Here is an 18,338-nt window from a genome sequence, read left to right as displayed (position 1 = left end):
ACGGACGGAACCGCAAACACGGATTCCACAACTGAAGGGGGCCGGATGGCGACGGATCATCAGAACCACCCGGCTGCCCCCACCATCACCGAAGTAGCAGCAGCTGCCGGAGTGGGGAGGGCCACGGTTGCCCGAACCCTGGGGAACTATGGATCGGTCAGTGAAGCCACACGGGCCAAGGTGATGCGGGCCGCCGAGAAATTGGGATACCAACCGAACACTCTGGCTCGAAGCATGACCACAGGGGTCACCAAAACCCTTGGAATTGTGCTGGCGGACGTGGCCAACCCGTTCTTCTCGGGGGTGCTCAAGGGCATCTCGGAAACCGCGAAAACGGCCGGCTACGATGCCATCATCCTGAGCACGGACGAGAAGCTTGAGCTGGAGCGCGATGCCATCGCTGTCTTGCTGGCAAAGCAAGTGGATGGCCTCGTTGTGGCCTCCGCGGCCGGCCGGAGCGACGACGTCTCGCATCTGTCCAACGCCATTGATCGCGGAACTCCTGTAGTGCTTATCGACCGATTGGTGGACAAGCTGGAGACGGATTCGGTGGTCATCGACAACAGGGAAGCTGCGCGATCGGCCGTAGCCTCGCTCATTCACAATGGTCATCGGCGCATAGCGTTCGCGTGGGGGCCGGTGACCCTGAGCCCGGCGACGGACTTGAAACAAATGCACAGCATCCTGGATGAGGCCCTCTGGAGTGATGGTGAACGGCTGAGGGGTTACCTCGATGCGCTCGAAGAGGCGGGGATCCCTTTTGACACTGCCCTCATCACCCACGTTCTCAAGAATGAGGGCCAGGCGACGCGGGCTGTTAGTGGAATGCTGGCTCTTGCGGATCCGCCAACTGCCATCTTCACCACCGAGACTGAGGCCACGGTTGGGGCGCTCCATTCCTTGCGGGCCAAAAACCTGCGTCTGCTGAAGGATGTCTCCCTGATCGGGTTCGACGACAGTCCCTGGGCTGCCGTCATGGAACCGCCGCTGACGATGATCCAGCAACCCATGCGCCAGATGGGGGCCGTCGCTTCCCAGCAGCTCATTGCGAGGATCGACGGCGATACGTCTGCCCCGAAGAAGCATGTCCTGCCCTCCCTACTCGTCGCCCGCTCGTCGGACGGCCCTGTGCGCGCTGCCCGCGGCGAATAGAAATTCCCTCGTGTAATTTCCTCTAGCTCTCTTCCCCGCTGCCTCAAATCATGATTCACTGTGGTACCGGTATCACATGTTCCACCTCCCCAAATCCCATCTCAGGAGTTACCCCTTCAGCCCGTCTCCGTGAAGCACATCCCAACGGCGGGCATGTCTTCCCACTCCCATAGAGGAGCCCCGGCTGATCGGCCCTTCGACCGAAAGAAGAAATGATGCGTAAAAGCACCCAATCACTGATGGCATTGCTGGCCGGCGCCGCTTTGGCGCTTACCGGCTGTTCCGACGGCGGTAGCCAGCCGGCTGCTGTCCTGGATCCCAACGCTGAGCCACAGTACACAGGAACCCTCAGCATCCTCACGAAGTTTGGCGGAGACCCACTGGAACCGTACTTTGAGGATCTGGCTGCAGAGTACAAGAAGCTGCACCCGGAAGTGTCCTTCGATCTCATCCAGGAGACGGACCAGAGCATCAAAGACAAGACCAAGACGCTGACTGCGTCCCAGGCCATGCCTGACATCTACTTCACCTGGGCTGGCAGCTGGGCCAACAACTTCATTGATGGAGGATTAGCGGCAGATCTGACCCCGGTTATTGCCCCCGGCACCGAGTGGGGAAACAAGTTCGGCGAATCCGCACTGAAGGCATTTGCCAAAGACGGCAAGTACTTCGCAGTGCCGCTCTACAACAACGGCAAGTTCATGGGTTACAACCAGCGGATCTTCAACGAACTCGGCCTCACACCGCCGTCCACCTTCGACGAACTCATCTCATCGTGCTCCGTGCTCAAGGGGGCCGGCTACGAGCCGATCTCGTTCGGAAACAAGGACGGTTGGCCGGGACTCCACTACCTGCAGCAACTTTTCGCCTACGAGGTGCCGGCCGAGACGTTGCAAGCCGACTTCAGCCCGGAAACGGCCAAGCTCGAGGACAAGGGCTACCTCAAGGCCATGGAACAGTTCACCACTTTGGTCAATGAGTGCACCGGTAGCGGCAAGGACTCCAACGGAGTTCTCTACACTACGGCGCAGCAGGCCTTGGCCGAGGGGAAGTCAGGGATGTACTACCAGGAGATCCTTGAATTCGACTCCACCGCATCTGCCGATTCAAAGCTCAAGCATGATGGACTTGGCATCTTCAAGCTTCCGGCGGCAACAGACGCCAAGGGCGATCCGAAAGCCATTGAAGGTTCCCCCGAGGGCTACATCATCAATGCGCGTTCAAAGAACGCGGCACTTGCAGCTGATTTCATGAAGTTCGCCACCAACAGCCAGAATGCTGCGAAACTCTCTGCTCCACCGTACGGGCAGCCGAGCGCGGTCAAAGGCGCTGTTTCCACGGAGAACTCCTCAGGGCCTGTCATCGAGGGGATCAAGCAAGTAAATGAAGCATCCGCGGCGATAACCTGGTTGGACTCCGTAACTGTTCCCGCTGTTGCGGATGCCTGGCTCGCCGGCGGGGAGGCCTTGGTGGCCGGAACGCAGACCCCTGATCAGGTTCTTGCCTCCGTCCGAGCTGCTTCCAGTGCAGCAAAGTAGCAGGCAACGCCATGACCGTATCCGATACTGCCTGGAAGCCTGCGGCTCCACCTCCGGCACCTGTCTCCACTAGGACACCGAAAGGCCGGACAGCCAAATCCGCCCGAACACGTCGCTGGCGCAACGTTGTGTGGGTGCTGCCGGCGGTCCTGCTGTTAGGCGCCTTCGCCTACCTGCCCTTGGTGCAAAACCTTGGCTTCAGTTTCCTCAAATGGGATATCTACAGTGGCCGACAAACCTTTGTGGGGGCGGATAACTACGTCCGCATGTTCAATGACCCCATCTTCTGGAAGTCACTCCTTAACAACACGCTCTACGCGATCATCTCCATCGCATTCCAGGTATTCGGGGCGATGATCCTCGCTGCGATGATCGAGGGACTACGAAGCCAACGATGGAGGGGAATCCTGCGGGCCATCTACTTTGTACCCTCCGCGATCTCACTGACAGTCGCTGGTCTCTTGTTCTACTTCATCTACGAACCCGAGATGGGCATCCTGAACGCAGCCTTGGACTTCCTGGGCCTCGGAAACTTCACTCAGGCATGGCTGGGCCAGGAAAACACGGCGATCTTTGCCATTATCGCAATGAGTCAGTGGCAAGGCTTCGGGTACTGCACACTTCTCTTTTCGGTGGCGCTCCAGCGGATTCCCTCCGAACTGTATGGAGCAGCGTCCATCGACGGCGTGGGCCCCTTCCAACGATTCTTTTCGATTTCTTTGCCGCTTGTCAGGGAAATGACCGGTCTCATGATGATTGTCACGGTGTCCGGAGCCTTCCAAGTGTTCAACGAGGTCATGGTGATGACCAGCGGAGGGCCGAACAACTCCAGCCAGGTCCTCGGCACCTGGCTCTACAGAAGCGGGTTCGTCCGCAACGATTTTGGCTACGCGGCCGCCGTCGCCACTGCTGTCTTCATCATCACCCTGGTCCTGGCCGTCATTCAGCTACGTATCTCCAAGAAAAGGAGGGTCCAATGGTGACGCGCTCAGCTGTACTGCTGGTACTCGGACGGGTCCTGATCAAAGCGTTCCTGGTTGCCCTCGCCGTCGTCGTTATTTATCCCTTGGTGTGGATGATGCTGAACGGCGTGAAGTCCAACTCCGAGCTGTTCTCCAATCCCTTCGCCCTGCCTGTTGCGTGGAAGTGGGATAACTACGTCACTGCATGGAATCGGGGAGTGGGTGACTATCTGACGACCAGCATTTTGGTCACGGTTGCTTCCACCGTTGCGACTGTATTTATCAGTGCCTGGGCAGCCTATGGACTGACCAGGGTGAACATCCCCTTCAACAGGGTGGTGCTCGTTCTCATCCTTGGCGGCCTCATGCTTGCTCCCACGGTTGCCCTGATTCCGCTGGTCAAGATGTTCCAAAGCTTGGGCCTGTACAACAACCTCTGGGCGTTGCTGATTCTGTACACGGCGTTCCGTGTTCCGTTCACAACGTTCCTTATCCGGGCTTACATGATGGACTTGCCTGCCGAGGTAGATGAGGCGGCATCCGTGGACGGAGCTTCCAAGGCCCGGGCGTTCTGGCAGGTCATTCTGCCCATGTGTAAGCCGATCTTGGTTTCGACGGTCCTCCTGAACATCCTGTTTACGTGGAACGAATACTTGTTCGCCATGGTGTTCACCAGCGGAGGAGCGTTGCAAACCCTGCCCGTTGGGCTGACCAACCTCATGTCAAAGCACGGTACGGACTACCCCGTGGTGTTCGCGGGCATGGCAATCGCGGCAATTCCAGTGATTGTGCTCTTCTTTGCCGGGCAGCGGTACTTTATTCGTGGTCTCGCCGATGGAGTTGGTAAGTAGACATGAGCGTACTGGGCATGGATCAGGTCAGTGGTTCAAACTTCGCCTACCAGCACCACACGCTTGAGCGCTGCCTCGATGACATGGCCGAACTGGGAAGGAACACAGTGGAGCTGTGGGGTATCGCCCCGCACCTTCACATTCCCCAAGCTGATTCAGCGCATCTGCGAAAAGTGCGGGGACTGCTGCTGGAGCGGGAGCTCGCCGTCGCCTGCCTTACCCCGGAGCAGGTTGCCTATCCCGTCAACATCGCCTCGGGGGAGCAGTGGCTCAGAAATCAAAGCGTGCAGTACTTCTTACGTGCGGCGGAGGTGTGCACTGAGCTGGAATCTCCGCTTTTGTTCCTGACTGCGGGACGAGGCTACGAGGACGAACCAGGTGAGGGCGCTTGGGTACGGTCCGTTGAAGGCCTCCAAACCATCACTCAGCGGGCCGCCGAACTGGGGGTGGCGTGCGTCCTTGAGCCCCTTCAACGTGTCGAGTCGAACCTCGTCACTGACGTCGGCTCACTCCGTTCGATGCTCGACGACGTCGGTTCCTCAACTTTGGGGGTGGTGATTGACACTGTTGCCGTGGCAGCAGCGGAAGAAAACATCAGCGACTACGCCAACGCTTTCGGCGAGGACATCCGACACGTTCACCTGGTTGACGGCGCTCCCACCGGACACCTGGCTTGGGGCGACGGTTTCCTGGACCTCAACGAGATTCTGCGCGAACTAAGTCAGTTGAACTACAGGGGAGCCCTGACGTTTGAACTCTTTGGTGACGGCTCCTACTCGCTGGAGCCCCGCGCTGCCGTAGCGCGATGCATCGATGCTGTTGAGGCTAGCTTGGCGCAGCTGGTGGCTTAGCTGGTTCCCGTGCCGGGGTAGCCCAGGGGTGGGGGTCCTTCCGCCAGGCTCGCGTCGCACACCCTGTGGGCGGCGACGCGAGCGGTACGCCACGGAGATGCTAGGCCTTTAGTTTAGGTTTCACATCTTTGTTGTAGATGCCTTCCAAGGTTCCTCTGAGCTCGGTCAGCGTCGATTTCACATCGGCTTTTTCGTTCATGATTTTGGTAGCAGCCTTGGCTAGCTCTTGGTCTCCGCCGGGGAGGAACGTCCGTGCGAAGTCCTGGGTTCTGGTTACCTTGAGCTGGTCCACGACGGTCTTGAACTCCGGTGTCTGTGCAACAATCGACGAAATGTCTGCTGCTTCAGCCACCGGAAGATACCCGGTAGCTGCGGACAAGGCCGTTGTGCTTTGTGCGTTGGTCATAAAGGTCACAAATTTGGTGGCTGCCAGCTGACGTTCCGGTGAAGTCTTGCTGGCGACCACCAAGCCTGAGCCTCCGGTTGGGCAAACTTGCGTACTCGCGGCGGAGCCTCCCGGCAAGAATCCGACGCCGATCCTCATGTTTGCTTCCTTCGCTGCCTTCAAGGTGGCGGCCAGGTCTGCGGACGAGCTGATGGTGGCACTTACGGCCCCTGCCTGCAGATCGGTGATGGCGTTTTTGGACGAGACTCCCGCCCAGCCGTGTTTCACGATGGAATCCTGCACCCACAGCATAGCAGCGACGGACGCCTCTGAATCCGCCGTAATGTCCCATTCCTTTGACCAGCTGCCGCCTTGCCCCCAGAGAACGTTCTGCAAGGTCCACCCGGCATAACCCGCAATCGCCGGGTACTGATAGGCATTCTGGTATCCGGAGCTCGACGAGTTTGCCACCTTGATTCCGGGCGCCCACTCGGCAAATTCCTCCCAGGTTGCAGGTGCGCGTTCAGGCACTCCGGCAGCTTTGAAGTGTGCCTTGTTGAAGTAGAACAACGGTGTGGAGCGGGCGTACGGGACGGCCCATTGCTGACTAGCATGCTTGTAATCGCCGATCAGGCCGGGGCTGTAGTCGGAAGTGCTCGCGCCGACCGCTTTCAGGAGATCGTCGATTGGCAGGATGGCGCCTGAGACGGCGTATCGGAACCACCACACGTCAGAAGCGACAACGACGTCCGGTACTTCACTGCCTGCCTGGGCGGTTTGGAACTTTTGCGCCACTTCCTCGTAATTTGAGCCGCCCGTGATGAGGTTGACCGTGATGCCCGGGTTTGCTGCTTGGAAGGCTTCAATCAGCTTCTGTTCCGTGTCCCGTGATTTTCCTGGGTGGCTGGACATAAAGCTGATACTTGAGGCCGGCTTCACCTTGGACCATTCGTCCGGGGAGAGCGTCTTGAGCGCCGTGCCGGCACCGTCGGTGGAGGGTCCGGCGCACGCTGCCATAGCGGCGGCGCCAAGAGTGGCTCCGGCCAAACCGAGGAAGTGCTTTCGGGTAAGTGATATCGACATGGAAAAGCTGCCTTTCTAGTGGTCGAAATGCATTGAGCAGAACTTCGATGTGTTGGGCTTCAGCCTGTAACTGAGCCTTGAGTGAGGCCGGAGACGATGTATCGCTGCAACGTAGCAAAGATGAGCAGAATCGGCAGGAGGACGATCACGGCGCCGGCCATGAGCATGCCCCAGTTCTGCGTGCTGCCATCGCTATTGACCAATTGCGTCAGCCCGACGGGAAGGGTCATCATGTCCGGATGGTCCGTGACAATCAGTGGCCAGATGTATTCGTTCCATTCGGAAACGATGGTTACCAACGCAACGGTCGCGATGCTTGGCACTGACACCGGCACAACAATTTTCCAGAGCTTTCGCCAATGTCCGGCACCATCGATCTCCGCCGACTCCAAAATTGCCGGAGGCAGGGTGAGGAAGTGCTGGCGCAGAAGGAAGGTGCCGAACGCAGTTCCCAAGCCCGGAAGAATGATCCCCCAATAGGTATTCAGCCCTCCCATTCCAGCTATCAACACGTAGTTGGGAAGGACGGAAACCTGCGGTGGGACCATCAGTGCCACCAGGATCAGCAGGAAGATGACCCTTTTGAACGGGAACCGGACAAAGACCAGTGCGTAGGCCGTAAAAACGGCCAGGATGCATTTGATCGTGGATCCAATAACGGTCACGATGACGCTGTTGAGGAAGAACCGGGCGAACGGCACGGTGGACGCTGCGTCCGCATAATTCTGCAGGTTCGGGTCTTTCGGGAGCAACGTCAGGTTTGTTGTGACTATTTCCCCTGGTGCCTTCAGTGAAGACAACATCATCCACAGGAGAGGGAGGAAGACTACGAGCGTTGCCAGGAGGAGTGGAACGTAGCCTCCGGCGATCGTTTTGCTCAGGCTCTGCCAGGAGAGTGGGCGTTCGCGATTGGGAGAAGCTTCAGTGGTGTCAGTGCTCATGAGTAGTGAACCTTTCGCTCCACAAAGCGCAACTGCACGGCTGTCATGATGAGTAGGCCGACGAATAACACAACAGAAATAGCTGCCGAGTATCCCGCCCTGTTGTAGGAGCCGAACGCTTGAAGGTAGGAATCAAAGATCAAAGTGCTGGTCCCGTTGCCTGACGGCGTCATGATCCGAATGATGTCGAACGCCTGCAGGGAGCTGAGTAGTGAGGTGATCAGGAGGAAGAACGTGGTGGGGGACAGCAAGGGAACCACAATCGACAAGAAGCGCCGGACATTGCTGGCCCCGTCCAGGGAAGCGGCTTCCATGAGCTGGGTGGGAATGGATTGCAGGCCCGCCAGGTACACCACAGCGCAATAGCCGAGGTTCTTCCAGACGTAAACGATGATGACCATTACAAGCGCAAGCTTCGGATCATTCACCCACTGAGGACTTGCCTGCCCCACGCCGCGAAGGATCCAGGAAAGGACGCCGTACGTCGGATCGAAGATAAACAGCCATACCAGGCCGACACCGACGCCTGAAAGGACGTAGGGCGCGAAGACCACGGCCCGTGCAAATGTCCTGCCCTTCAGTCTCTGGTTGAGGGCCAGCGCCACTAGAAGTCCCAGGATCATCGCGCCGCCAACGGTTGTGATGGTAAATACGGCGGTCACGCCCAAGACGCTTGAAGCATCCGGGGAGGTGAAGAACTCCACGTAGTTGCCTACACCCACGGCGGTGGCGCTGGCGGCCCCGAGGGTCCAGTCCAGGGTGGAGTAGTAGATGTTCGTGATGAGCGGACGGTAAGTGAATAGAAGGATGAGCAGGACATTGGGTGCCGCAAATGCGGCAAAGACCCAGGCATCCCTGCGCGTTCTTCGATTCCAGCGTCGGCTCTTGATGCCGGCTATCGGCGGTCTGTTGACCGACACCTGGCTTTCTTGCGCTCCGCGGCTTTCCGTGTGAACTCGTTTATGCATTCCACCCGGCGCCGTAGAGGCGGCGGCCGGTGCGCCATTTGTGTTTGATCTGCCCATAAGGAACCCTCACGTTGACCCCCTCGTCATCGCTGTCCGGGCGATTTAGCACTTGCTGAAAAGCATCTGTTTCATATTTGACCTGACAACCTAACCTCAGGCCATTCATCAACCTACACACTTACGGGTGCTATCACAAGGCTCATTTTTGGAATTGTGGATCTCGCTGTTTTCGCCGCCACTACGGGGTTTCTGCGCTCATGGGAGCCCGTAAAATATCATGTATTTACATTCTGACAAAGCATTGTTTGAGATCTGCACAAACGTGCAGGGCCATTGACTGCAGCGTCCGCCCGTTGGAAGCATTGGCCGCAGAACCGGTTCACGCCGCGTTCCACTATTGAGCTGCTTCTGCCTGGGACATCCGCTATCGGACTGGGTCTTCCACCTGGACTACAGAAGAGGGGGGACCAACCGAATAAGAGGAACAGGAGCATGAAGTGATCTTCAGTGCTGATACACAGTGGTGGCATATGTGCTTGGCCTTGGCCGTGGCGCTCGTATTGTCCACCGCCATTGGGTTTGAACGTCAGAGCAAGAACAAATCGGCGGGTATGCGAACACACGCCATGGTGGGTTTGGGTGCCGCGCTGTTCATGGTGGTCAGCAAATATGGGTTCAGTGATGTGCTGACGGTGGACCTGGTGAGGTTGGATCCCTCCCGCCTGGCCGCCCAGGTAGTGTCCGGCATAGGGTTCATCGGGGCTGGGCTTGTATTCGTGAGGCGGAATCAGGTGCGGGGCCTCACCACGGCCGCTTCCGTCTGGGTGACTGCGGCCGTCGGCACTGCTGCCGGAGCAGGCTTGGTGTGGCCCGCGGTGTTCGTTACCGCAGCCCATTTCATCATTGTCTACGTCTACCCTGTGGTGACCCGGAAACTTCGCTTCGGCTTTCCGAACCAGTGGTTGCTGAGAGTTACCTATGTGGATGGCGTAGGCGCGCTGAGGGACGTTCTCCATACATGTACCGAGCAAGGATTCCGCGTCCAAGGCTTCGCGACGATGCGGGGTTCGGGAGAGTCCAAGGGCGTGATGGACCGGCTTTTGCAAGGCACTGAAACCGCTGTGGTGGCTGACCTCATTGAAATAGAACTGGAAATTGAAGGAACCATGGCTGCATCGGACATCGTGGCCAAGCTCTCCCAACTCTCCACTGTTACTGAAGCTTCCGTCGTTGATGAAGCCGAGTAGGGAGCGCAAATGATCGAGATTCAAGGACATCGGGGCGTATTGGCCGATCGTCATGGCAATACCTTGGCGAGCTTCGTCGAGGCGCTCCGTCTTGGCGTGGACGCCATTGAAGTAGACGTCTGGCTCACTTCTGATGGCCAGCTTGCGCTGCGCCACGATGCGGTTATCGATGATAGGGACATCAGGCTTGAGACGCTTCGTGAAGCCAAGGTAGAGAAGCACCCTGCAACGACAACCGACGTCGATATCGAAACTCGTGCGCCATCTCTTTCGGAAACCTTGGCCCTTCTGCGTTTTGCCAGTGCCACCAGCGTCGTTTTGGATATCGAGGTCAAGACCGAGGGGGCAGTCTGGGACGAGTACGGTCATGGGATCGTAACTGCACTGTCGAAAGTCTTGAAGGCTCATCAAGATGAGCAGGCTTTGCGGGTCCGCAGCTTTGATCCCCAAATCATCAGGGCAATGTCCGGCATATTGCCGGGAGTCCCCTTGGTCGCGCTCAGCAGGGCAACCCCGTCCCGATCAGTGGGTCTCTATCCGTCAACGGCTCAAGACCTGGTGGGTGCGGCCTTGGCAACCGGAGCCTCCGCTGTTGCGCCGGCCCTTGAAATTCTCGACGCCGGTTTGGTCGCCATAGCGCATGCCGCTGGACTGAAGGTATTCCCGTGGACCTTGGAGACGAACGAAGAGATCAGTGCCGCAGCCGATCTTGATGTGGATGGAATCTGCGTGAACGATGTCGCCTTGGCCCGGCAGGTCTTGAGTGGGCTGGGCAAGCCGCTTCCGCCGGCCCGCCCGATATTGCTGCCTCTGCTGCACACTGCTTCCATGGCCTGACCCTCGGGAAGGCGCTGCGCGCAAGCTCACAGCTTTTCCCCTCCGGGGCAGCCCCAGGAGTTGGGGTTTTCCTGGCAGGTGTCGGCGACGAGTGCTTTTTCTGTTTTCCAGACTTGGATGGTCTTTGCCGGTGCGGTGATGTCCAGGGTTCCGTTGATGGGTAGGGGTGGTCCGTTGTTGACGGAGTAGGTGCCGGTGAAGCTTGTTGTGAGGCTTGCTTGGTAGTTGCCGGTGTCTGTGTAGATGTGGCTGGTGCGCGTCTCGTTGCTGAGCCATTCGGGTTCGGGGATGGAGTAACCGGCGGCGGATGTGGGGCCGAGGGTTGTGCCGTCTCCGAAGGTGTAGGTGTAGTTGGCGGGTGTGGCTGTCAGGTGGACGGCTTGTCCGAGGATGGTGACGTCGAAGGCTTGTTCGCCGGCGGTTGCGTAGAAGTTGGTTGGTCCGCCTTTGAGGGTGTGGGGGAATGGCTGGGCTTCGAGGCTTCCCGGGTTCACGGGGAGTTGGCGGAAGTCGTTCAGGATCCGCGCGGCGATGTTAGCGAGGACGTTCTCCGGCTCGGGATCGTAAAGGCAGGTGGGTCCGCTGACTGGGATCCAGTCTGTCCAACCGGGGTTGGTGATCGCCTTTGGTGCCTCCTTCCAGATCACGGGGGTGCCTTGTTCGCCTGCCGGTGTGGTGGCAGGGCATTCGAGGGCGTCGCAGCCCGGGTCTTTGGTGTCGGGTCCGTCGGCACGGCAGTGGGTATCGGCCATGTACTGATTGGGATCGTCGGAGGCAGGTCCCGAAATCCAACCGGCACCAACCGGAACGGCTTCGCCCTTTATCGGGTCGAACTTCCAAATGATGCCCGCATCAATGGTTCCTTCTTCTTCATTGCTAGTTCCCCATGATGATGAGCCGCCCGGTCCATCGGAAGCTGTCGCGGGAAGGGCAGGGGAAAATAGGGCGATACAGGCAAACACGGCTAGGACTCGGTTAGCGGATGACACCGATCTCCACCACCTTCCAGGAGGTCTGGAAACGCGCGACGAACACGAAGGCACTATTGGTCGCGGCACTTGCCGGGCGCCCTTCCGTACCGTCCGAGTTGTAGTAGGTAATCGAGTCTTGAATCAACTGGACTTTTGCCAGATGAGACAAGTCGTCGGCCTGCCAGTCGAGCTCCATCGTAGGTACTGTGATTCGTCCTCCAGCCATCCAACGACCGTTGATGTAACTGTCGGTCGTTCCATCGAGCAGCTTGCCGCACGCCGTGCATTCGGGAGAGTTGAGTTCGGAGAGGTTTGTAATATCGCCTGTTTCGTTGGCGTAGTTCTTAACCGCATAGTAAAACCCAATGAACGCCTCCAGCCCTTCCTTTGAATTCTCCTTCGCCAGCTCGGGCATCACGGGAACGGGCACGTTCTGTGCCTTGCCGTGTGCATCAGCGGGCTTGTACGCGGCGGGCGCCGACGGAGACGGAGTGGCCGGGCTCCCTGAGGGAACAACCGGCGACGAACCGCCTGAGGTGGGCGACGCCGTCGTCGAGACTGTTTGGGAGGCTGGGCTGCTGGGTGTGGCGCCGCCCTGGCAGCCGCTCAAAAGCATCGCAAGAGCGAGAGCCCAAACCGCATGCCGCGCGCGAACAAAAGGCGAAGACGTGAACGAGTGGCGTGGCATGACAGGCTCCCCAGCAGCTGCTTTGGTGATGTGTCGGCCAGTCTAGGTCGGGTGAACAAGGGCGTCCCAGTCACGAATTCCTGCTTGTGGATAACCCGCCTATGGTCTCCGCTTGGTCCCCGGCGTATTCTTGCCTCGCCGGCTTGTCATCGCACGCATCTTATTGGGGGAAACATGGTCACGATCGAACGCCCAAGCCTGTCCATATCCGGGCGCCTGCTATCTGCAGCCTTGCTCATCGTCATGCTGACTCTCAGCGCCTGCTCTTTCCCGACGACTGTTGCGCAGTCCACGCCCAGTGCGGCGTCGTCGTCGGAGGCGCCCGCCGCGGATGTGGGCGCAAGCGCGGACCCCAATGCAAGCGCGAACCCCAACGCAACCGCGGGAACCGGAGGTGTCTACGGCGAGTTCGGATCGATGTCCGAGGCCTGTCTTTCGGTAAGTGCCACGATGTTGAGCGTCACCATCCTGCCGTTGGCGGCAATGGCTGGAGGCAAGCCCGAGGACATCGAGAAGGCCAAGCAGGAGCTGTCCCAAATGCAGGGCAAGGTGCCGGAAGAACTCAAGCCCGCTTTCGAGAAACTTCGGGCCTTCACCGAGGCCGCCGGCTCGGACTTCAGCAAATACGGCGACGGGCAGTTTGAAGAACTTATGAAGCCCATCCAGGACTGGACCGAGAAGAACTGCAAGTAGCCGCCGCGCGCGCTCCCTTCTCTCCAATGCTTCTCCCAAAGCGTCGGAGCTAGACGCTAGGGTGGTACTCAAGAGAAGGGGAGTGCTCCATGGAAGACCAGAACGTGCAGCTTGATCCCGTACCCGGGGGCGAAATCCCCGGTACCGGACGCACCATCATCTCCGAGGCGGCCGTCGCCAAAGTAGCGGGCATCGCTGCCCGCACAGTGCCCGGCGTCTACTCCTTGGGCTCGGCTCCGTCCCGTGCGTTAGGGGCGATTCGCGACGCCGTCGGCAGCTCGGACCATGCAACAGGCGTCCGCGCCGAGGTCGGGGAAACCCAAGTGGCGGTGGACATCACGTTGGTTGCTCTTTACGGTCATCCCCTGCACGGCGTCGCCAACCAGGTCCGGGCCGCGGTATACCGCGCCGTAGAGGAGCTCGTTGGACTTCAGGTAATTGAGGTCAATATCGAGATCACCGATGTCTTCATCGCACCACCGGCCAAACCCGCGGGAAGCAAGACAATCGTCGTGGAAAGGGAGGCACTCCAATGAGCATGACCGTGGTGGGTATCGCTATCGGCGCTTTCGTTGCTTTCATGTCTTTATCGTTCGGGCTATGGGGTTTCCTGATCGCCCTGCTTTTCATGGGCATCGGCGCGCTGCTTGGCCGCGCGGCTGAGGGCAAGCTGGATCTCCGCAGTGTGCTGGACGCCATTACGGGCCGGCGCTCTTCGTCATGAGCGTGGCTGAGGCTGTGGAGTACACCACCAGCCTGGCCGGCCATAACCGGATCAGTACCCAGGCATTGACATCGTTGGCTCGGGCCGCAGCAGCGGAGGCGCTCGGCGTTGAGGCCCATGACATCCGAGCTGATTGGGCGGACGACGACGGACTGTTGGCTTTGTCCATCGTGGCACCTATCAGCGTCCCGGCTTTGACCGAGGTGTTGCGTGATCCGCAGCGTGTCCAAGGATTTGGAGGGTCCATCTGGGATCGTGCCGTGGCGGCCAAGGCTTTTGTTCTTGAAACGGTGACGCGGCTTAGCGGCTCCCAACTCAGCAGGGTGGATGTCAGGATCAGTGGAGCGCATGTCACTGAGGGAGGCCGCGTCCAGTGACCCAGGATCAGGAAACACAACAATTGAAGTCAATGGACCCGAACGCGGGAGCCAGCCCGGTTGCCGGGGAAGACCCCGAGATGAGCCGTATCCTGCGCCGTGAGACGCATTCTTCCCGCGCTGGAGCGTCCGTTATTGCGGCCGTCCTGGTCATTGTTCTGTGTGTCTACGCACTCCTCGAAGCAGGTGTCCGCGCCATCGGGCAGCCACCCTGGCTCATTGATCCCACTACGGCAGCGGAGCGCATCATCACTCTCCCGGAAGGCATCTCACCACTGTTGCTCGGTGCGAGCGGTGCCGTCATCGCCATGGTCGGACTTTCCTTCCTCCTCCACGCTGTTCTGCCTGGCAGGCGCGCCCGTCACCTACTCCGGGACCCACGCACCGCCGTCGTGGTTGATGACGAAGTCCTGGCCTCTGCGCTGGCACGTCGTGCACGAACTGCCGCTAACGTCACCCAGGAACAGGTCATGGTGGTTGTCTCGCGACAATTGGTTGTGGTGAACGTACGGCCAACCTCGGGCAGCCGGGTCAGCGAAGAGGCAGTGCTGACGGCTGTGCAGGCCGAACTCGAGGAAATGTCGCTAGTGCCGATGCCTGCTGTCAGGGTGAACCTGGCATCCTCGGGGGTGATCGGAGCATGAACGGAACACCGCGTGCCCTCAACCGCGTGCTGCTCTTCATCATCGGCGTGAAACTGCTGGCCGTCGGGCTGCTTCTCCTGCTGTTGGCCACCGTCCCGGCAGTGGCCACGTGGTGGCATGGTTGGTCTGCTTCTGTGTGGGCGGGCGCTGAAAATGCCTTCAGGCAAACGCACCTCCCAGGACGTGAAGAAAGCTGGCTGTGGATCGTCGCAGGCCTGATCCTGATGGCCATCATCATTGCCATGATCGCTTGGTTATCGCAGCAAGGCAAAGGCCGGGCCAACTTTCTGGTGGCCAGCGACGACGACAGCGACGTGGACGGTGAAGTCCGGATCGGCGGGGGCGTCGCTGAACAGGTGCTACGGGCCGCCTTGTCTGAACGGACGGACCTCGCTGGTGCATCCGTGGCGACCCTTGAGGTGAAGGGCAGGCCGGGTCTGCGAATCCGCATCCAACCGAGGCAAGGAGTGGCGCCCCACATCCTCGCGGCGGAAGTGTCCCAGCTTGTTGAAGCGTTGGACCTTGTGATCGGACAAAAGACCCCGGTGCTGGTGCACATGGTTTCCGGTGCCCGATCCAGGTTCACTAAAGCCGAACGGGTCCGCTGACTCTTTCAAGACCAAGGAGCTGGGGTCGAAGATGCTCAAGAGCGGGATATAGCTTTCATCGCCTCTGTCCTTGGTTAGTAACCTGAGTCCCGTACCCGAAGAACAGGAGACGTAGTGGCTGGAGCAACGGCGCTTGAGACAACGATGGCCGGGCTCATGGCGGAACTGGCCGCACTTGAAGAACCCCGGGCTCGTGAAGTGAATGAGAAACACGGCGATGACCATGGGATAAACCTCAGCAAACTGCGTGCCGTCGCGAAGAGGCTGAAAACTCAGCAGGAGCTCTCACGTGAGCTCTGGGACACGGGTGACACCGCCGCCAAGTTGCTGTCACTCCTGATCTGCCGTCCCAAGGCCTTCGAAAGGGCTGAGCTGGACAGGATGTTGCGCGAAGCACGGACTCCCAAAGTGCATGACTGGCTGGTCAATTACGTAGTGAAGAAAAGCCCGCACTCCGAGGATCTGCGGGTGGCGTGGTTCTCCGACCCGGATCCCGTAGTGGCAAGCGCCGGCTGGGCGCTGACCTCCGAACGAGTCGTCAAGAAGCCCGAAGGCCTGGACCTGGTGCAACTGCTCGACATCATTGAGGCCCACATGAAGGGCGCTCAGGATCGCCTTCAGTGGGCCATGAACCACTGCTTGGCCCAGATTGGGATTGAATTCCCGGAGCACCGGGTCAGGGCCTTGGACATCGGTGAGCGCTTGGAGGTCCTCAAGGACTATCCCACACCGCCTAACTGCACGTCGCCGTTCGCTCCCAGTTGGATCAATGAGATGGTGCGGCGTCAGTCAGTGAAATAGGCTCATCAGCCCCTGTTGCGGTGCATCATCCGGTACGTGAGTTCTGCGAGGAGTTCTTCGTCGGAGAGATGCGAGGCCCTGGCTATCGGAGCCGCAGGAACGGTAACGCGGGGAGGCCCCTGCCGTGATTCGTCTCCCGAGCGCATGTCGTCAGGGGTGATCATTTCCGGGGCGAAGGTGGACTTTCCTTTCAGGACCTCGGAAACCGACCCGGCCCGCCAACCCAGCGCATGCTCAAGCTTGCGCTGATTGATTTCCTGGGTACGTCGCGTGCCTGACTCCAGTGTGCGGACCGTCTTGATGGCGGTGCCAGCCTGCTTGGCCAACTGAACCTGGCTCAGCCCTTGTGCCAGGCGTTCTTCTTTGATCAAGCGGCCGATGGTTTGCAGTGCTTCAAGTTCGTCCACGCTTCCCACTTTTCCATAGGCAACACTGGGTAAACAAATCGAGTGCCGGCTCCACGCGGAGAGCGCCGTATCCGGAACTGCCCTGCCCGAGGTGCGCCACGGACGGCGTAGCGAAATAAGCAGGCTGCTTGGTATCAATGCGATTACGTTACGTGTAAGCGCTTGCATTCCTGCCGGAAAGATGGCTAGTGTGAGCGTCACCACATCAATTGCGCCGCCGAATCTTTGTACTCAGCGAGGAGTCTTTAGCATGAAGAAAACCAAGTACCTGCTACCGGTCGCAGCCGCCGGTGTTCTGGCACTTACCCTTTCCGCCTGTAGCGGAGATGGTGGCGGCGGGGGATCCACCGCCGGGTCGGACGATTGCTCCGCCTACGAAAGCTATGGCAAGCATGACGGCAAGACCGTCTCCGTCTACTCGACCATCGTCGATATTGAAGCAACCAACCTCGAGGAATCCTGGAAGCAGTTTGAAGACTGCACGGGCATCACCGTCAAGTACGAGGGCAGCAAGGAATTCGAAACTCAGATTGGCGTGCGTGCCCAGTCCGGCACCGCCCCTGATGTGGCGATCTTCCCGCAGCCCGGCCTTCTTGCCACCCAGGCACGGGCAGGCTACTTGAAACCCGCTCCGAAGACCGTCTCTGATCTTGTGGATAAGAACTGGTCTCCGGACTGGAAGAAGTACGGAACGGTGGACGGCACGTACTACGCCGCTCCGATGCTTGCGAACGTCAAGGGCTTTGTTTGGTACGCGCCCAAGACCTTCAAGGACAAGGGCTGGGAAGTTCCCAAGACATGGGACGAAATGATCGAACTGTCCAAGAAGATCGCCGCGGATGACCCGAACATGAAGCCCTGGTGCGCCGGTTTCGAATCCGGTGAGGCAACTGGCTGGCCTGGCACTGACTGGATCGAGGACGTGGTCCTGCGCGCCCATGGCCCCGAGGTTTACGACCAGTGGGTGGCTCACCAGATCCCGTTCAACGACCCCAAGATCGTTGACTCCTTCAACAAGGCCGGCGACATCCTGCTCAACCCGGACATGGTCAACGGTGGCTTCGGTGACGTCCGCACCATCCTGAGCACTGGTTTCGCACAGGCTGGCCAGCCGGTCCTGGATGGCACTTGCGCCATGCACCACCAGGCTAACTTCCAGGCCGCCAACTGGCCTGCAGGAACCAACGTTGCTGAGGATGGCGACGTATGGGCATTCATCACCCCGCCGATTGACGAAAGCAAGGGCAAGGCAGTCACCGGTGGCGGCGAGATGGTAGGCGCATACAAGGACACCGCTGAAGTTCAGTCGTTCCTGGCTTACCTGGCCAGCGCCGACTTTGCCAACAACCGCGTGAAGCTTGGCGGCGTAGTCAGTGCCAACAAGGGCCTGGACCCCAACAACGCACAGTCGAACCTCGACAAGCTGACCGTCCAGATCCTTCAGGACCCTGAGACCGTCTTCCGTTTCGATGGCTCTGACCTGATGCCGAGTGCAGTTGGTTCCAACTCCTTCTGGAAGGGCATCGTGCAGTGGATCAACGGCACGTCCTCACAGGATGTTGCCAACAGCATCGAATCAAGCTGGCCTAAGAGCTAAATCCCAAAGCACT

21 protein-coding genes are annotated in these 18,338 nt (G+C 59.3%); 15 read left to right on the top strand and 6 right to left on the bottom strand.

What is annotated here, in order from left to right; genetic code table 11:
* The first annotated feature begins 45 nt into the window (after positions 1-45).
* The 5 genes from AC0J5Z_RS21830 to AC0J5Z_RS21810 all read left to right on the top strand — a co-directional run bounded on the left by AC0J5Z_RS21830 (position 46) and on the right by AC0J5Z_RS21810 (position 5,354).
* Positions 46-1,152 carry a LacI family DNA-binding transcriptional regulator gene (locus AC0J5Z_RS21830; RefSeq protein ID WP_475036487.1) on the top strand — a complete coding sequence of 369 codons (1,107 nt, stop codon included), beginning with the start codon at positions 46-48 and terminating at the stop codon, positions 1,150-1,152.
* A gap of 215 nt (positions 1,153-1,367) precedes the next feature.
* The gene (locus AC0J5Z_RS21825; protein ID WP_475036486.1) at positions 1,368-2,690 is read left to right on the top strand and encodes an ABC transporter substrate-binding protein; all 1,323 of its coding nucleotides are present in this window, start codon (positions 1,368-1,370) and stop codon (positions 2,688-2,690) included.
* Positions 2,691-2,701: 11 nt separating this feature from the next.
* Positions 2,702-3,673, top strand: coding sequence for a carbohydrate ABC transporter permease (locus AC0J5Z_RS21820; protein WP_475036485.1), 972 nt, complete (start codon positions 2,702-2,704; stop codon positions 3,671-3,673).
* Positions 3,667-4,503: a carbohydrate ABC transporter permease gene (locus tag AC0J5Z_RS21815; RefSeq protein WP_475036484.1), complete on the top strand. Its 837-nt coding sequence runs from the start codon at positions 3,667-3,669 to the stop codon at positions 4,501-4,503. The genes AC0J5Z_RS21820 and AC0J5Z_RS21815 overlap by 7 nt, the downstream gene beginning before the upstream one ends.
* Positions 4,504-4,505: 2 nt before the next feature.
* Positions 4,506-5,354 (top strand): sugar phosphate isomerase/epimerase family protein, encoded by an 849-nt coding sequence (locus AC0J5Z_RS21810; protein WP_475036483.1) that lies wholly within the window; start codon positions 4,506-4,508, stop codon positions 5,352-5,354.
* A 100-nt stretch (positions 5,355-5,454) separates the two neighbouring features.
* Here AC0J5Z_RS21810 and AC0J5Z_RS21805 read toward each other — a convergent pair whose 3' ends face one another.
* The 3 genes from AC0J5Z_RS21805 to AC0J5Z_RS21795 are packed head-to-tail and all read right to left on the bottom strand — an operon-like array spanning position 5,455 to position 8,683.
* Complete coding sequence (locus AC0J5Z_RS21805; protein WP_475036482.1) at positions 5,455-6,822, bottom strand: ABC transporter substrate-binding protein; 1,368 nt, start codon at positions 6,820-6,822, stop codon at positions 5,455-5,457.
* 59 nt (positions 6,823-6,881) lie between these two features.
* Positions 6,882-7,763 (bottom strand): carbohydrate ABC transporter permease, encoded by an 882-nt coding sequence (locus AC0J5Z_RS21800; RefSeq protein ID WP_475036481.1) that lies wholly within the window; start codon positions 7,761-7,763, stop codon positions 6,882-6,884.
* On the bottom strand, positions 7,760-8,683 hold the full coding sequence (locus tag AC0J5Z_RS21795) for a carbohydrate ABC transporter permease (protein WP_475036480.1): 924 nt from the start codon (positions 8,681-8,683) through the stop codon (positions 7,760-7,762). Before AC0J5Z_RS21795 ends, AC0J5Z_RS21800 begins: the two co-directional genes overlap by 4 nt.
* 545 nt (positions 8,684-9,228) lie before the next feature.
* On the opposite strand from AC0J5Z_RS21795, the gene AC0J5Z_RS21790 reads away from it, so the two are divergent.
* Both AC0J5Z_RS21790 and AC0J5Z_RS21785 read left to right on the top strand, forming a co-directional pair.
* On the top strand, positions 9,229-9,978 hold the full coding sequence (locus tag AC0J5Z_RS21790) for an MgtC/SapB family protein (RefSeq protein WP_475036479.1): 750 nt from the start codon (positions 9,229-9,231) through the stop codon (positions 9,976-9,978).
* Between the two features lie 9 nt (positions 9,979-9,987).
* A complete protein-coding gene (locus AC0J5Z_RS21785) occupies positions 9,988-10,815 on the top strand; it encodes a glycerophosphodiester phosphodiesterase (RefSeq protein ID WP_475036478.1) in 828 nt (275 codons plus the stop codon).
* Positions 10,816-10,841: 26 nt separating this feature from the next.
* Here the strand turns inward: AC0J5Z_RS21785 and AC0J5Z_RS21780 are convergent, their stop codons facing one another.
* Together AC0J5Z_RS21780 and AC0J5Z_RS21775 are read right to left on the bottom strand one after the other, a co-directional pair.
* A complete protein-coding gene (locus AC0J5Z_RS21780) occupies positions 10,842-11,567 on the bottom strand; it encodes a PKD domain-containing protein (protein WP_475036477.1) in 726 nt (241 codons plus the stop codon).
* Between the two features lie 223 nt (positions 11,568-11,790).
* Positions 11,791-12,402 carry a DUF6318 family protein gene (locus tag AC0J5Z_RS21775; protein ID WP_475039832.1) on the bottom strand — a complete coding sequence of 204 codons (612 nt, stop codon included), beginning with the start codon at positions 12,400-12,402 and terminating at the stop codon, positions 11,791-11,793.
* Between the two features lie 246 nt (positions 12,403-12,648).
* Between AC0J5Z_RS21775 and AC0J5Z_RS21770 the strand changes: the two genes are divergently transcribed.
* The 7 genes from AC0J5Z_RS21770 (at position 12,649) to AC0J5Z_RS21740 (ending at position 16,321) form a co-directional block, all read left to right on the top strand.
* Complete coding sequence (locus tag AC0J5Z_RS21770) at positions 12,649-13,167, top strand: hypothetical protein (RefSeq protein WP_475036476.1); 519 nt, start codon at positions 12,649-12,651, stop codon at positions 13,165-13,167.
* A gap of 89 nt (positions 13,168-13,256) precedes the next feature.
* Positions 13,257-13,703 (top strand): Asp23/Gls24 family envelope stress response protein, encoded by a 447-nt coding sequence (locus tag AC0J5Z_RS21765; protein WP_475036475.1) that lies wholly within the window; start codon positions 13,257-13,259, stop codon positions 13,701-13,703.
* Positions 13,700-13,891 (top strand): DUF2273 domain-containing protein, encoded by a 192-nt coding sequence (locus AC0J5Z_RS21760; RefSeq protein ID WP_475036474.1) that lies wholly within the window; start codon positions 13,700-13,702, stop codon positions 13,889-13,891. The genes AC0J5Z_RS21765 and AC0J5Z_RS21760 overlap by 4 nt, the downstream gene beginning before the upstream one ends.
* Positions 13,888-14,268: a hypothetical protein gene (locus AC0J5Z_RS21755; protein WP_475036473.1), complete on the top strand. Its 381-nt coding sequence runs from the start codon at positions 13,888-13,890 to the stop codon at positions 14,266-14,268. Before AC0J5Z_RS21760 ends, AC0J5Z_RS21755 begins: the two co-directional genes overlap by 4 nt.
* On the top strand, positions 14,265-14,912 hold the full coding sequence (locus AC0J5Z_RS21750; RefSeq protein WP_475036472.1) for a hypothetical protein: 648 nt from the start codon (positions 14,265-14,267) through the stop codon (positions 14,910-14,912). Before AC0J5Z_RS21755 ends, AC0J5Z_RS21750 begins: the two co-directional genes overlap by 4 nt.
* Positions 14,909-15,520 (top strand): hypothetical protein, encoded by a 612-nt coding sequence (locus tag AC0J5Z_RS21745; protein ID WP_475036471.1) that lies wholly within the window; start codon positions 14,909-14,911, stop codon positions 15,518-15,520. The genes AC0J5Z_RS21750 and AC0J5Z_RS21745 overlap by 4 nt, the downstream gene beginning before the upstream one ends.
* Before the next feature lie 144 nt (positions 15,521-15,664).
* Positions 15,665-16,321, top strand: a complete 657-nt coding sequence (locus AC0J5Z_RS21740) for a DNA alkylation repair protein (protein ID WP_475039830.1) — start codon at positions 15,665-15,667, stop codon at positions 16,319-16,321.
* 5 nt (positions 16,322-16,326) lie between these two features.
* Here AC0J5Z_RS21740 and AC0J5Z_RS21735 read toward each other — a convergent pair whose 3' ends face one another.
* Positions 16,327-16,728: a helix-turn-helix domain-containing protein gene (locus AC0J5Z_RS21735; protein WP_475036470.1), complete on the bottom strand. Its 402-nt coding sequence runs from the start codon at positions 16,726-16,728 to the stop codon at positions 16,327-16,329.
* A 250-nt stretch (positions 16,729-16,978) separates the two neighbouring features.
* On the opposite strand from AC0J5Z_RS21735, the gene AC0J5Z_RS21730 reads away from it, so the two are divergent.
* Positions 16,979-18,325, top strand: a complete 1,347-nt coding sequence (locus AC0J5Z_RS21730) for an ABC transporter substrate-binding protein (protein WP_178993582.1) — start codon at positions 16,979-16,981, stop codon at positions 18,323-18,325.
* The last annotated feature ends 13 nt before the right edge of the window (positions 18,326-18,338 follow it).

This window comes from Paenarthrobacter sp. TRD_SC_7, assembly GCF_056156245.1.
Note: the sequence above shows the minus strand (reverse complement) of the source record. Positions and strands in the feature narration are given on the sequence as shown.

Coding starts and splice junctions, on each gene's coding strand:
- AC0J5Z_RS21830 (WP_475036487.1), top strand. CDS start 46: ATGGCGACGGATCATCAGAACCACCCGGCTGCCCCCACCATCACCGAA.
- AC0J5Z_RS21825 (WP_475036486.1), top strand. CDS start 1,368: ATGCGTAAAAGCACCCAATCACTGATGGCATTGCTGGCCGGCGCCGCT.
- AC0J5Z_RS21820 (WP_475036485.1), top strand. CDS start 2,702: ATGACCGTATCCGATACTGCCTGGAAGCCTGCGGCTCCACCTCCGGCA.
- AC0J5Z_RS21815 (WP_475036484.1), top strand. CDS start 3,667: ATGGTGACGCGCTCAGCTGTACTGCTGGTACTCGGACGGGTCCTGATC.
- AC0J5Z_RS21810 (WP_475036483.1), top strand. CDS start 4,506: ATGAGCGTACTGGGCATGGATCAGGTCAGTGGTTCAAACTTCGCCTAC.
- AC0J5Z_RS21805 (WP_475036482.1), bottom strand. CDS start 6,822: ATGTCGATATCACTTACCCGAAAGCACTTCCTCGGTTTGGCCGGAGCC.
- AC0J5Z_RS21800 (WP_475036481.1), bottom strand. CDS start 7,763: ATGAGCACTGACACCACTGAAGCTTCTCCCAATCGCGAACGCCCACTC.
- AC0J5Z_RS21785 (WP_475036478.1), top strand. CDS start 9,988: ATGATCGAGATTCAAGGACATCGGGGCGTATTGGCCGATCGTCATGGC.
- AC0J5Z_RS21780 (WP_475036477.1), bottom strand. CDS start 11,567: ATGGCCGATACCCACTGCCGTGCCGACGGACCCGACACCAAAGACCCG.
- AC0J5Z_RS21775 (WP_475039832.1), bottom strand. CDS start 12,402: ATGCTTTTGAGCGGCTGCCAGGGCGGCGCCACACCCAGCAGCCCAGCC.
- AC0J5Z_RS21770 (WP_475036476.1), top strand. CDS start 12,649: ATGGTCACGATCGAACGCCCAAGCCTGTCCATATCCGGGCGCCTGCTA.
- AC0J5Z_RS21765 (WP_475036475.1), top strand. CDS start 13,257: ATGGAAGACCAGAACGTGCAGCTTGATCCCGTACCCGGGGGCGAAATC.
- AC0J5Z_RS21760 (WP_475036474.1), top strand. CDS start 13,700: ATGAGCATGACCGTGGTGGGTATCGCTATCGGCGCTTTCGTTGCTTTC.
- AC0J5Z_RS21755 (WP_475036473.1), top strand. CDS start 13,888: ATGAGCGTGGCTGAGGCTGTGGAGTACACCACCAGCCTGGCCGGCCAT.
- AC0J5Z_RS21745 (WP_475036471.1), top strand. CDS start 14,909: ATGAACGGAACACCGCGTGCCCTCAACCGCGTGCTGCTCTTCATCATC.
- AC0J5Z_RS21740 (WP_475039830.1), top strand. CDS start 15,665: ATGGCCGGGCTCATGGCGGAACTGGCCGCACTTGAAGAACCCCGGGCT.
- AC0J5Z_RS21730 (WP_178993582.1), top strand. CDS start 16,979: ATGAAGAAAACCAAGTACCTGCTACCGGTCGCAGCCGCCGGTGTTCTG.